Here is a 12,586-nt window from a genome sequence, read left to right as displayed (position 1 = left end):
CCTCCCAGATCCCCCAACCCGGCTCAGCCAACCACCTGACCACCCCGTACGACGGTCCGCACGCTCAACGCACTGTCGCCAGGCGCCCAGTCGAAGCACACGAGGTCCGCCGGCGTCCCCGGTCGCAGTACGCCGCGCCCGCCCGCGAACCGCCCGGGAATCGCCGTCGCCATCCGCACCGCGTCCCCCAGACCGACCCGGGCCAGCGCGACCGCCGACGCGACGTCGTCGGCCAACGATCGGGCCGCACCCGCGAGGTACGGCGTACCGGCGTACGACAGACGACCGTCGGCCGACAGGTGAACGGTCCCGCCGACAGCCGTCTCGTAGTCGCCCGGCGCAGACCCGGCCAGGGCGACCGAGTCGGAGACCAGGAAGCTGCGCTCGACACCCTTCGCCCGGACCATCGCGGTCAGCGCGTCGGCGGGAAGATGGTGGCCGTCGGCAATGAATCCGGCGGAGAGCCGGTCGTCGGACAGCTGGGTCCACAGGTGGTTCGGGTGGCGCGGCAGCACGGCGGCCGCGCCGTTGCCGAGGTGCGTGGACATCACCGCGCCGGCATCGACGGCCGCCGTGATCTGCTCCGGCGACGCTGCGGTGTGGCCCAGAGCAACGAGGATGCCGGCGCGACCAAGAGCCTGGATGTAGGCGGGAGCCTCGGCGTAGTGAGGCGACAAGGTGACGAGCCCGACAAGCCCGTCACAGGCCTCCTGCCACCGCCGGAACTCGTCCACCGAGGGCGGCCGGAGCTCCTCCAACGGATGAACTCCGCGCGCTCCGTCCTCCGGCGACAGATGCGGACCTTCCACGTGGACGAAGGGAATCGCGTCCCGCGTCGCCCGATCAGCCTCCCGGGCAGCCGCGACAGCTCGCAGCGAGGCGACGATCTCGTCCTCCGCCGCGGTGATCACCGTCGGCACGAACGTCGTCGTCCCCACCGCGGCCAGCGCCCGCCCGAGCTCGATCACCGTCTCGGCAGTGACGTCCGGCCCGTTGACGTCGTACCCGCCGAACCCGTTCACCTGCAGGTCGACCAGCCCCGGCGCCAACCACCCGTCGACCGGCCCGGACGCAGGCGCGACCTCCGCGACGCGGCCGTCCTCGACCCGGACGGTCAACGCCCGCCCGGTCGCGGGATCGCGTCCCTCGTAGTTCACAGAGCCTTGACCCGCTGCCGAAAACGCCCGACGAACCGGTTGTTGGCCTCGTCCCCGCCCGGCGCGTTCCCGCTCCGCCAGACCGGCGGCTCGATGCCACGGGCAACCAGCGTCTGGACCGTGTGCAAGGTGAGCGCGTTGAGCACGAAGGCGTTCGCGAACGTCGACACGGCGGCGATCCGCTCCGAAGCCCCCGGTACGTCGACCACGGCGTCTCCGATGGGCACCTTCGAGTCGATCGCCACGTCCACCAGGTCGTGCAGGTTCTGGCGGGTGGGGTGCCGGGCCGGGTGCTCCGGCGCGGTCTGCTCGGCGTGCGCCCGTGAGCTGATCCCGATCAGCCGCACGCCCCGCTCACGGGCCTCCAGCGCGGCGTCGATCAGCGCCGCGTTGATCCCGTAGGCATTCACCAGGATCAGCAGGTCACCCTCGCCCAGCTCACGATCCCGTACGACGATCCGCCCGTACCCCGGCGTCCGCTCGATCGCCATCGACCGCAGCGCGCCGTTCGACAGCAGCGTCCCCTCGTCCAGGATCGCGGAGATGTGCATCAGCCCACCGGCCCGGAAGAACACCTCCTGCGCCGCCAGGTTGGAGTGCCCACCAGGCCCGAACACGTGCACCAGCCGGTCGGCGGCGACCTGGTCGGCCAGCAGCCCGGCCGCCGTCGCGATCGCTGCCGTCTCCTCGGTCTGGATCCGGAGCAGCAGGTCGTGGACCTGGGTCAAGTAGCCGCCGGTGAGCTCTTCGGCCGTCGTCGCCATGGTGTCATCGGACATGAGCGGAGGACTCCTTGTCGAGGTAGAGCGTGCAATCGGCGTGCCGCCGTAGCGCCGTCGCCGGGCACGCGGGCCCGATCGGGTCCTGCACGGCAGCCCGGACCGCGTCAGCCTTCGCAGCACCCGGTACGACGCAGAACAGGCGCGCCGCGTCCAGCAGTCGCGGAACCGTCAGCGTGACCGCCTGGGTGGGGACGTCCTCGAGCCGGTCGAAGCAGCCGTCGTCGACCTGCTGCTGGCGGCTGGCCAGAGCCAGGTCGACCAGGCGCACCGACTGAGGATCGTCGAGGTCAGCGTCCGGCGGGTCGTTGAACGCCAGGTGCCCGTTCACCCCGATCCCCAGCACGACCACGTCGATCGGCGCCGCGGCCAGCAGTTCGGCGTACTGGTCGGGTGTCACGCCTGGTTCGAGCAGGTGGCTCCTGCCCAGCGGTACGTGGTCGAACAGCGTCACCTTCAGCCACTCGGCGAACCGCTGCGGCGCGCCGGCCGGCAGGCCGACGTACTCGTCCATGTGGAAGGCCGTGACCCGGCGCCAGTCGATGCCCTTGGCAACTCGCAGCCGTTCGAGCGTCTCGCGCTGGCTGGGCGCGGACGCGAAGATCATCCGCACCAGGTCCTGGCTGGACAGCCGCCGTCGCAGTTCCGCGGCGAGGTCGTCGCCGGCCTGCCGACCAAGCTCCTGCCGGTCGGGAAACACCTTCACCGTCACGCGTTCTCCTTCTCTAGTTCGACCAGCAGCAGGAGCGACCGGGCGATGTGGAACGGGTCCTTCACGGGCAGCGCGACCACTTCGTCCAGCGGGCTGCCGTCCCGGCGCCTGATCTGGATCCATTCCTCTCCCGGCCCGGCGGGGAAGGTCTTCAGCGTGTAGTCGCGGAGCCGCTCGTGCCAGCGGTCGAGCTCGGCCCGGCCGCCTGCGCGCCCGAGCAGCGCGGTCGTGTAGAGCGCTTCCGCGTGCGGCCACCAGAGCTTGGTGTCCCACGTCCCGGCCACGAGCGCTTCGTACGGATCGTCCGTACGACGGCCCGCCGGCTGGCGCCCGCCGCTGCCGCCGCCCTCGCTGCCGCTGTCCCTGTCGCTGTCCCTGTCGCTGTCGCTGTCGCTGTCGCTGTCGACGAAGCGGAGCAGGCCGCCGTGCTCGTCGTCCCAGTCGAGCCGGCAGGCGTGTTCCGCGAGGTCGCACAGGCGATCGGTGTCGGCGGCCAGCGTGCCGGGCGCGAGGTCCCGGGCGTGATGCAGGAACCACAGCGCCTCGAGGGTGTGCCCGGGTGCGCGGTGCCGGCCCAGCAGGCTGTCGTCGTACGGCGGCATCTCGACGACCTCGTCGCCGTGCACGAAGGTGCTCTCGATCGCGGCGACGGCCTCCCGCACGATCTCTAGCGACCGGGCTGAACCGGTGGCGCGATGTACCTGCTCGCCGACGCCGGTCAGGATCATCGGCAACGCGAACGATCCGCGGCCGTTGGGCACCGGGTACGGCTCGGAGCGGAAGGTGCCGTCGGCAATACGTGCGGCGGCGCTGAGGAGGATCGACTCGGCGGGCTCGGCCCACTCCGGGTCGTGCTTGGCCAGCCCGGCGAAGCCGAGCGCCACGAACAGGTCCGCGAACACGCTGACGCTGATGCCCTGGCCGGCTACCGGCTCCTTCGGCGTACCGGTGCGGTCGGTCACGTACGCCGTACTGCCGTCCGGCAGCAGCGCGTGATCGCGGACGAAGACGGCTGTTGATCGAGCGTGGTCGAGATAGCGGCCGGGGTCGACGCCGAGCAGGTCGGCCTTGGCGGCCACGCGGGCCATCAGCCAGATCCAGCGGCCTTGCGACCAGGTGTACTTGTCGGTCGAGACGAGCGTCGTACCGGCGTTGTCCCAGCAGGTCAGGACGCCGCCGTGGTCCGGATCAGGACCGTGCGTCATCCACCAGCCGAGCACGTCGTCGACCAGGTGGTCGCGCCACAGGTCAGGCATCGGCGCCGGCCTCCACGTGGTCCTTGCCCAAGGCATCGACCAGCGCGTCGGAGTCGGGGTCGTGCCACGGACGGATCAGACCGACCAGCACGAACACGATCAGCGAGCAGATCACCGGTCCACCGACCTGGACCGCGGTGATCTTGTCCTTGCCCAGCTCCGCGACCCAGCCGTCGACGACGTACCGGATGAGGAAGAAGACCAGCAGTCCGACCGCCCAGGAGGTGATCGCCGCGGACGGGCCACAGCGCCGGAAGGCCGGCAGCAGGCCGAGCAGCATCGGGATCGCGATCGGGCCGACCAGCCCGCCGAACCACAGGATCAGCAGCCCCAGTACGCCGCCGAAGCTGTCCGCGGTCAGCGCGATCGCCATGCTCAGCGCGATGAACGCGAAGGTGCTGAAGCGGCCGACCATCAGCTCGGTCCGGCTGGTCAGGCGGTGCGCGCCGCGCCAGATCGCCGGCAGGATGTCACGGGTGACGACCGCCGAGATCGCGTTGGCGTCCGAGCCGGTCATCGCCATCGTGTGCGAGAACAGGCCGGCCAGGACCAGGCCGATCAGGCCCATCGGCAGGAGCTCCTGGGTGAGCAGGGCGTAGGACTGGTCGGGCTTGGCGAGGTTCGGCAGCAGGATGGGCGCGGCCCACATCGGGAAGAACATGACCAGCGGCCAGACGAGGTAGAGCCCGGCGGAGAACAGCGCGGCGCGACGGGCCGAGCTGCCGGTCGGCGCGGCGATGAACCGCTGCGCGAGGTTCCAGGTGCCGCCGTTGTAGGACAGCGTGTTGATCAGCAGGTAGACCATCACGAACAGCACGGTGTACTGGCCGTTGAACGGCTTCGCGTGGCCCTCGGGAAGGTCGCCCCACATCGTCCAGATCGAGGAGACCCCGCCGAGCTTGGCCAGGACCGCGACGAACAGCACGATGCCGGCGACCAGCTGGATGAGGAACTGGCCGAGGTCGGTGAGCGCGTCGGCCCACAAGCCGCCGATCGTGGAGTAGACCAGCGTGACGCCACCGGTGATCAGGACGCCCCAGCCGAGCGGGACGCCGGCGAAGACGTTCAGCAGCAGCGCGGTCGCGGTCCACTTGGCGCCGACGTCGAAGACCTTCAGCGCCGTACCGCTCCAGGCCAGCAACTGCTGGGTCGGGAGGTTGTAGCGGATCTTCAGGTACTCCAGCGGGGAGATCACGCCGAGCCGCTGCCGCAGCCGCGGCCAGCGCGGCGCGAAGACGAACGCGCCGACGACCATCGCGAAGGTGATGCCGAGCGCCCACCAGACGTAGAGCACGAACCCTTCGGTGTACGCGATCGCCGCGTACCCGACGAACACCGCCGAGCTGTACCCGGACATGTGGTGCGAGATCCCGGACAACCACCACGGCATCTTGCCGCCGGCGGTGAAGAAGTCCGCCGCATTGTGGACGCGGGACTTCGCCCACAGGCCGATCGCCACCATCACGAAGAAGTAGCCGCAGACGACCACCCAGTCCAACGCTGCCATCGTTCAGTCTCCTCTGCCGGGCCCGAGCCAGGCGTCGTAGTCCCGTGCAACCATGCCGTGCAACCGGTTGCACGTCAAGCAGGTCAGCAAATTTCGTACGCCGGTGCGGTGGGTTGCCGGTCGTACGGGAAACCTTCCGGCACGGTGCGCGGCGCGCGGCTCCCGCGACGTACAGTGACCTGGTGACTCAGCAGCGGGGGCCGACCATCAGTCAGGTGGCGGTCGCGGCGGGGGTGTCGAAGTCGACCGTGTCGCGGGCGTTCTCGCGGCCCGAGATGATCACGGCCGAGACCGTCGCGCACGTGATGGAGGTCGCCGCGCGGCTCGGCTACGTGCCGAACCACACCGCGCGCGCCCTCAGCACCGGCCGCGCCGGCACGGTCGCGATCGTCGTACCGGACATCGCGAACCCGTTCTTCCCGCCGCTGATCCGTGGCGCGCAGGCGGCGGCCGACCAGGCGGGGTTCAGCCTGCTGCTCGGCGACTCGGACGAGGACCCGACCCGCGAGGACGTGCTGGTCAGCAAGTTCGCGCCGCAGACCGACGGGATCGTGCTCGTCTCCTCACGGATGACCGAGGAGCAGATCCGCACCCACGCCGAGCGACGACCGCTCGTGCTCGTCAACCGCGACGTGACCGGCCTGCCCCGCGTCCTGATCGACACAGCAACCGGCATCGCCGCCGCGGTCGAGCACCTCGCCGAGCTGGGCCATCACCACCTGGTCTACGTGAGCGGCCCGACCTCCTCCTGGTCCAACTCCGAGCGCCGCCGCGCCGTACGAGCTGCTGGGCGCCGACTCGGCCTGCAGGTGAGCGCCGTCGCGGCCCGGCGTTCGACGTACGACGCGGGTGTGCAACAGGTCGACGCGATCCTCGGCTCGGGCGCCTCGGCGGCGATCGCCTTCGACGATCTGCTTGCCCAAGGCATCCTCGCCGGCCTCGCCACCCGCGGCATCGGCGTGCCCACCCAGTTCAGCGTCATCGGCTGCGACGACGTCCTGGCCGCGACCATGTCGCCGCCGCTGACCACAGTCAGCGCCCACGGCGGCGACGCCGGCCGCGCGGCCGTCGACCTCCTCCTCGCGTCCCTCGACGGCAACCACGACGACCCCCGCCAGGTCCTGAGCACCACCCTCGTACGCCGCTCCACCACGGCACCCCCACCGTGAACAGCCACCACCCGGACAGCCCCGCGGATGGACCGCGGACCAGATCTAGACTCCGCGAGTGACCACGGAACTCGACGACCACGCCCGCAATCTGCTCGACGGCGCCAACCTCGCCGTACTGGCGACGATCAACCCCGACGGAAGCCCGCAAACCTCCGCCATCTGGGTAGGGCGAGACGGCAACGACGTCGTCATCTCGTCGACGGCCGGCCTCCGCAAGATCCGCAACCTCGAAGCCGACCCCCGAGTCAGCCTGATCGTCATCGACGCCACCGACCCACTCCGGTACGCCGAACTCCGCGGCACCGCGGCGGTCAGCGACGACACCGACCGCGTGATCGCCCAAGCACTCGCCACCAAGTACCAGGGCCCCAAGGCAGCCACCAAGTTCGCCACCCTCCCCGCCAACATCCACCGGGTAGTCGTCCGCATCACTCCCCACCACGTCGTCACCCGCGGCTGACCCCAGCCCGCCCAGCCTGCGCAGCGGTGCCGGACGCGAGCAGCCCTGGTACGGCCGGCACGAGCACGAACGACATGGCACAAGCACAGCCGGCGCGACCGGCTTCAGCCCTCCACCACGCCGTCACCCGCAGCTGAAAATGGCGCGGCCAGCCTGCGCGAGCACGGACGGCACGGCAGCACGGGTGCGGGCCGGTCGGCTTCGTCTGCCGGATGGGCGAACTGCGCAAGGGGGTTGCGAGCGTTGGGCTCGCGGGCGGTGCCGTCGACGCAGCCCGGCTTTCGCCGTACGTCGGCGGCCGTCGTACCGCATGGGAGGAGCTGGGATGCGCTTGCGGGCTCGGCTCTGGAGCCCGTTCGGACGGTACGGTGGCTTTGGTGAGCGCCGACTTCGAGTCCAGCCGGATCCCGGCCTCCTCGGTGGTGGTGTCCGGCGAGGTTGTGTTGTCGGGTGGGCGGATGACTCGTGGTGTCGTGCGGGTGGGAGATACCGTGCGCAGGCCGGCTTCGGGGGTTGGTGGGGTGGTGCTCAGGCACCTGGAGCAGCAGGGGTTTGTGGGGGCGCCGCGGTGGCTCGGGGTGGATGGTGCCGGGCGGGATGTGCTGAGTTATCTGCCGGGCTGGGTCCCGGAGAAGTTTCGGACTTGGACGGATGCTCAGGTCGGTGCTGCCGGTGCGTTGGCGCGGGAGTTGCACGACGCTACTCGGGGCAGCGGGCTTGCGGGGAGTCATCAGGTTGTGTGCCATCACGACCTTGGTCCCAACAACGCTGTCTTCCAGTACGACCTACCGGTGGCTTTCATCGACTTCGACCTGGCTGCGCCGGGGAGCCCGTTGGAGGACGTCGGGTACATGGCGTGGCTCTGGTGCGTCTCCTCGAAAGCCGGAGCGCCGTCGGTGGAGGCTCAGGCGAGGCAGGTCCGGGTGCTCGCCGATGGCTACGGTCTGGCCGAGGGCGAGCGGAGCGTGCTGGTGGACGCGATGCTCGAACGGCAGAGTCGCAACGCGCGTTTCTGGGGTGAATTGCCGGCCGGCAGTGTCGACGCAACGCGCGAGCAGATCGCCGAACGCATCGCCTGGTCCCGCCGAGAACACGCGTACACGACCAAGCACCGAGATGCTTTCGCAGCAGCCCTCACCTGAGAACAGCGCCGCACATGCGCTGGCCACAAGACAACCCTTCTGAGCTGCGCACGGCCACGAAAAACACGACAAACGCAGCTGCCCGGGATCAGAAAGACCCCGGGCAGCTGTTGAGTTGAGCCTCTACTGCGTCCTTGGCCGCATGCTCAGCTGACCTCTAGCGCGTCCTTGGACTCGTTCAGGTGGACGTGGACGGTTTCGCCGTCGCGGACCGTGCCGGAGAGCAGGCCCCGGGCGAGCTCGTCGCCGATGGCGGACTGCACCAACCTGCGCAGCGGGCGAGCGCCGTACACCGGGTCGTAGCCGGTCAGCGCCAGCCACTCCAGGGCGTCCTCGCCGACGTCGAGCGTGATCCGGCGGTCGAGCAGGCGCTTCTGCAGGGCGGTGATCTGGAGCGCGACGATCTTGGTCAGCTCCTCGCTGCCCAGTGCGTCGAACAGGACGATCTCGTCCAGCCGGTTGATGAACTCCGGCTTGAACGACTGCCGTACGACGGCCATCACCTGGTCGCGCTTGGCCTTGTCGTCCAGCGTCAGGTCGGCCAGGTACGCCGAGCCGAGGTTGCTGGTCAGGATCAGGATGACGTTCCTGAAGTCGACCGTGCGCCCCTGCCCGTCGGTCAGGCGACCGTCGTCCAGGACTTGGAGCAGGATGTCGAAGACCTCCGGGTGCGCCTTCTCCACCTCGTCCAGCAGGATCACCGAGTACGGCCGGCGGCGAACCGCTTCGGTCAGCTGGCCGCCCTCCTCGTAGCCGACGTACCCGGGCGGGGCGCCGACGAGCCGGGAGACGCTGTGCTTCTCGCCGTACTCCGACATGTCGATCCGGACCATCGCCCGCTCGTCGTCGAACAGGAAGTCCGCCAGCGCCTTGGCCAGCTCGGTCTTGCCGACACCCGTCGGACCGAGGAACAGGAACGAACCCGTCGGCCGGTCCGGGTCGGAGATGCCCGCACGGGCCCGCCGGACGGCGTCGCTGACGGCCGTGACCGCTTCGCGCTGACCGATCAGCCGGTTGCCGAGCTCGTCCTCCATCCGGAGCAGCTTGCCGGTCTCGCCCTCGAGCAGCCGGCCGGTCGGGATGCCGGTCCACATCGCGATCACCTCGGCGATCTCGGTCGGGCCGACCTCCTCGTTGACCATCGCGTCGGGGCCGTCGGTGACCTCGGGCTCGGCGGCGGCCGCCTCCAGCTCCTTGGTCAGCTCGGGGATCTCGCCGTACAGGATCTCGGAGGCGCGCTGCAGCTCACCGTCGCGCTGGGCGCGCTCGGCCTGGCCGCGCAGCTCGTCGATCCGTTCCTTGATCTCACCGACCCGGTTCAGGCCGGACTTCTCCTTCTCCCAGCGGGCCTCGAGCGCGCGCAGCTCCTCCTCGCGGTCGGCGAGATCGGAGCGCAGCCGTTCGAGCCGCTCGCGGCTGGAGGCGTCGTCCTCGCGGGACAGCGCCAGCTCCTCCATCTTCAGCCGGTCGACCGTACGCCGCAGCGAGTCGATCTCGACCGGGGAGGAGTCGATCTCCATCCGCAGCCGGGACGCCGCCTCGTCGACCAGGTCGATCGCCTTGTCGGGCAGCTGGCGACCAGAGATGTACCGGTTCGACAGCGTGGCCGCGGCGACCAGCGCAGAGTCGGAGATGGCGACCTTGTGGTGCGCCTCGTACCGCTCCTTCAGGCCGCGCAGGATCGCGATCGAGTCCTCGACCGACGGCTCACCGACGAACACCTGCTGGAAGCGTCGCTCCAGCGCCGGGTCCTTCTCGATGCGGGTCCGGTACTCGTCCAGGGTCGTCGCGCCGATCATCCGCAGCTCGCCGCGGGCCAGCATCGGCTTCAGCATGTTGCCGGCGTCCATCGCGCCCTCACCGGACGCGCCCGCGCCGACGACCGTGTGCAGCTCGTCGATGAACGTGATGACCTGGCCGTCCGACTCCTTGATCTCGGTCAGCACTGCCTTCAGCCGCTCCTCGAACTCACCGCGGTACTTCGCGCCGGCCACCATCGCGCCCAGGTCGAGGCTGATCAGCCGGCGGCCCCGCAGGGACTCCGGTACGTCGCCGGCCACGATCCGCTGGGCGAGGCCCTCGACGACGGCGGTCTTGCCGACGCCGGGCTCACCGATCAGGACCGGGTTGTTCTTGGTCCGCCGGGACAGCACCTGGACCACGCGCCGGATCTCGGAGTCACGCCCGATCACCGGGTCGAGCTTGCCGTCACGGGCGCGCTCGGTCAGGTCGATGCCGTACTTCTCCAGCGACTTCGTGGTCCCCTCGGCCTCCGGGGAGGTGATCCGCCGGTTACCGCGCATCTGGCCGAACGCCTCGATCAGCGCGTCCGGCGTCACGTCGAGCGCGGACTTCGCCATGCCCTCGACGGTCGCCAGCGCGATCAGCAGGTGCTCGGTCGAGACGTACTCGTCGCCGAGTCCGAGCGCGCGCTGCTCCGCCTGGTTCAGCACGTCGCCGGTCTTCGGCGACAGGCTCGGCGCCTGCACGCTGCCCCCGCTCGCCTTCGGCAGGCGAGCGAGCTGCTCGGCGGTCCTGCGCCGTACGGCGTCGAGGTCACCGCCGGCCGCCTCGAGCAGACCGACAGTGGTCCCCTCGGGCTGCGCGAGCAACCCCGACAGCAGGTGAATCGGTTCGACGGTCGGATTGCCCGCCGCGGAGGTCTGACGGATCGCGACCGACAGGGTTTCCCGGGCCAGCGTCGTCAACCGTTGAACATCCATCTGGTTCCAGCCTTTCAAGCTCTACTAACAGCAGTCTCTGACTACAACCTACCGAAAGTTGAGTCCATTCCACTCAACTCTGCCAAAACCTGGGGAAAACTCAGGGTTGCTCCTGATCCAGGCGGCTACGCTCAGCGAGCTGCTGCCCCTCAGATCCTGAAGAGGTCCCGTGAACAGTGCACCCGAGCCGGCGGGCGAGGTCGGCTTCGCAGGTGCCTCGTACGAGGGGCTGTCTGCTGTGGAGATCGGGGCTGGGGTGGCTGCGGGTGAGTTGTCGGCGGTTGCGGTGGTGGAGGCGGCTCTCGGGCGGATCGACGAGCTCGACGGGAAGGTTCGGGCGTTTCGGGAGGTCTGGCACGAGCAGGCTCGGGCCGCGGCCCGGGTGATCGATCGGGAACAAAGATCTGGTCGGGTCGGCTGTGCGGACGCCGGGGCGGGAGTGAGTGCAGGCACGGGCGTGACAGCCGGAGCGCGGAGGCCTTTGCTTGGGGTGCCGGTCGCGGTGAAGGGGATGGGTAGGCAGGTTGAGCGGTTGGTCTCGGCGGGGGCGGTGCCGATTGGGATGACGGCTGTTCCTGGGCCGGGCACCGGGTGGCAGACGTGGGGGTCGACCGAGCGTGGACCGACGGTGAATCCTTGGGATCCCAGGGTGGTTCCTGGAGGGTCGTCGGCCGGGGCGGCGGTTGCCGTGGCTACGGGGATGGTGCCGTTGGCGACCGGTAGCGACGGCGCGGGCTCGGTGAGGATTCCGGCGGCTTGGTGTGGAGTGCTGGGGCTGAAGGCAACGAACGGCACTGTTCCGCCTTTGGATCGCAGTGGTCTCGGTGTCGGTGGCGTGTTGGCTCGTACGGTTGCGGACCTCGGGGTCTGGCTGGCTGTCCAGGGGATGCCCGCACCCACTCCCACCACACGTCCGCTGAGGGTGTCCTGGTCGGCTGACCTCGGGTTCGCTGACACCGAGCCGGAGATCGCATCGATCGCCCGAGCAGCGCTGGACAGCCTGACCGCGACCGGCGGGCTCGTCGAGCTCGTCGAGATCCCGTTGGACGTCGTCCTGCTCGATCCCGAGCCGGCCTGGACCTCGCTCCGGCGCCGGGCCGGCGGGGCCAGGTCCAGGGCAAAGATCCGCGAGAAAGACGGGGCCACCACGGCGACCGCCGACGTCACCGGGATCCGTGCCGAGAACGATCGGCGGCTGCGGGACGTGTTCGCCGCGGTCGATCTCGTGGCCACGCCGACGACGCCCAACCCTCCGCATCGGCACGAGGGGCCGGGCGAGGTGATGAGTGTTGCGTTGACGTGGGCCTTCAACGTGAGTGGGCATCCGGCGATCAGCGTGCCGGCTGGGTTCGGGGCTGATGGACTGCCGGTGGGGCTGCAGCTGGTTGCTCGGCATCGGCACGAGGGGGATCTCCTCACGGCAGTGGGGTCGTCGGTGCGACTTGCTCGGCCCTGAGGAGAGGTGGGAGTAGACGGACCGAAGTCTCGCCAGGGCAGGTCAGCTGTACGACGTACGGACCGGGGGCAAGGCCTGTCGTGTCGAGCCCCGAGCCTGCAGTCCCCCTCCTACTGCCGAGTGTGCGCCCGGCAGGCAGTTTTGCGACAGAAGTCGAATCTTTGGCCCGACAGAACCAAGATGCCTGCGGAGAGCGTCTTCCAGCGTGACCACTTTTCTGCC

Annotated in this window: 10 protein-coding genes; 4 read left to right on the top strand and 6 right to left on the bottom strand. The window is 69.9% G+C overall.

Translation table 11 applies throughout. The features are described from left to right. Nucleotides 1–23: 23 nt before the first annotated feature. Genes ACLQ2O_RS04770 through ACLQ2O_RS04750 form a run of 5 tightly spaced genes read right to left on the bottom strand, consistent with a single transcriptional unit; the run spans nucleotide 24 to nucleotide 5,411 of the window. The gene (locus tag ACLQ2O_RS04770; RefSeq protein ID WP_425827555.1) at nucleotides 24–1,157 is read right to left on the bottom strand and encodes an N-acetylglucosamine-6-phosphate deacetylase; all 1,134 of its coding nucleotides are present in this window, start codon (nucleotides 1,155–1,157) and stop codon (nucleotides 24–26) included. Next, entirely contained in the window at nucleotides 1,154–1,936 is a 783-nt protein-coding gene (locus ACLQ2O_RS04765) for a sugar isomerase domain-containing protein (protein WP_425827553.1), read from the bottom strand. The genes ACLQ2O_RS04770 and ACLQ2O_RS04765 overlap by 4 nt, the downstream gene beginning before the upstream one ends. Then, a complete protein-coding gene (locus ACLQ2O_RS04760) occupies nucleotides 1,926–2,648 on the bottom strand; it encodes a 6-phosphogluconolactonase (protein WP_425827551.1) in 723 nt (240 codons plus the stop codon). Before ACLQ2O_RS04760 ends, ACLQ2O_RS04765 begins: the two co-directional genes overlap by 11 nt. Next, nucleotides 2,645–3,904 (bottom strand): AGE family epimerase/isomerase, encoded by a 1,260-nt coding sequence (locus ACLQ2O_RS04755; RefSeq protein ID WP_425827549.1) that lies wholly within the window; start codon nucleotides 3,902–3,904, stop codon nucleotides 2,645–2,647. Before ACLQ2O_RS04755 ends, ACLQ2O_RS04760 begins: the two co-directional genes overlap by 4 nt. Next, complete coding sequence (locus ACLQ2O_RS04750; RefSeq protein ID WP_425827547.1) at nucleotides 3,897–5,411, bottom strand: sodium:solute symporter family protein; 1,515 nt, start codon at nucleotides 5,409–5,411, stop codon at nucleotides 3,897–3,899. The genes ACLQ2O_RS04755 and ACLQ2O_RS04750 overlap by 8 nt, the downstream gene beginning before the upstream one ends. Nucleotides 5,412–5,593: 182 nt before the next feature. On the opposite strand from ACLQ2O_RS04750, the gene ACLQ2O_RS04745 reads away from it, so the two are divergent. The 3 genes from ACLQ2O_RS04745 (at nucleotide 5,594) to ACLQ2O_RS04735 (ending at nucleotide 8,185) form a co-directional block, all read left to right on the top strand. Continuing rightward, nucleotides 5,594–6,580 carry a LacI family DNA-binding transcriptional regulator gene (locus ACLQ2O_RS04745; RefSeq protein ID WP_425827545.1) on the top strand — a complete coding sequence of 329 codons (987 nt, stop codon included), beginning with the start codon at nucleotides 5,594–5,596 and terminating at the stop codon, nucleotides 6,578–6,580. A gap of 58 nt (nucleotides 6,581–6,638) precedes the next feature. Next, a complete protein-coding gene (locus ACLQ2O_RS04740; protein WP_425827543.1) occupies nucleotides 6,639–7,043 on the top strand; it encodes a PPOX class F420-dependent oxidoreductase in 405 nt (134 codons plus the stop codon). Between the two features lie 212 nt (nucleotides 7,044–7,255). Beyond that, the gene (locus ACLQ2O_RS04735; RefSeq protein WP_425827541.1) at nucleotides 7,256–8,185 is read left to right on the top strand and encodes an aminoglycoside phosphotransferase family protein; all 930 of its coding nucleotides are present in this window, start codon (nucleotides 7,256–7,258) and stop codon (nucleotides 8,183–8,185) included. Nucleotides 8,186–8,331: 146 nt separating this feature from the next. Here ACLQ2O_RS04735 and clpB read toward each other — a convergent pair whose 3' ends face one another. Then, nucleotides 8,332–10,908, bottom strand: a complete 2,577-nt coding sequence (gene clpB / locus ACLQ2O_RS04730; protein ID WP_425827539.1) for an ATP-dependent chaperone ClpB — start codon at nucleotides 10,906–10,908, stop codon at nucleotides 8,332–8,334. Between the two features lie 511 nt (nucleotides 10,909–11,419). On the opposite strand from clpB, the gene ACLQ2O_RS04725 reads away from it, so the two are divergent. Further along, nucleotides 11,420–12,364: an amidase family protein gene (locus ACLQ2O_RS04725; RefSeq protein WP_425829067.1), complete on the top strand. Its 945-nt coding sequence runs from the start codon at nucleotides 11,420–11,422 to the stop codon at nucleotides 12,362–12,364. Nucleotides 12,365–12,586: the final 222 nt, after the last annotated feature.

The organism is Kribbella sp. DT2 (assembly GCF_049844575.1).
Classification (GTDB): domain Bacteria; phylum Actinomycetota; class Actinomycetes; order Propionibacteriales; family Kribbellaceae; genus Kribbella.
Note: the sequence above shows the minus strand (reverse complement) of the source record. Positions and strands in the feature narration are given on the sequence as shown.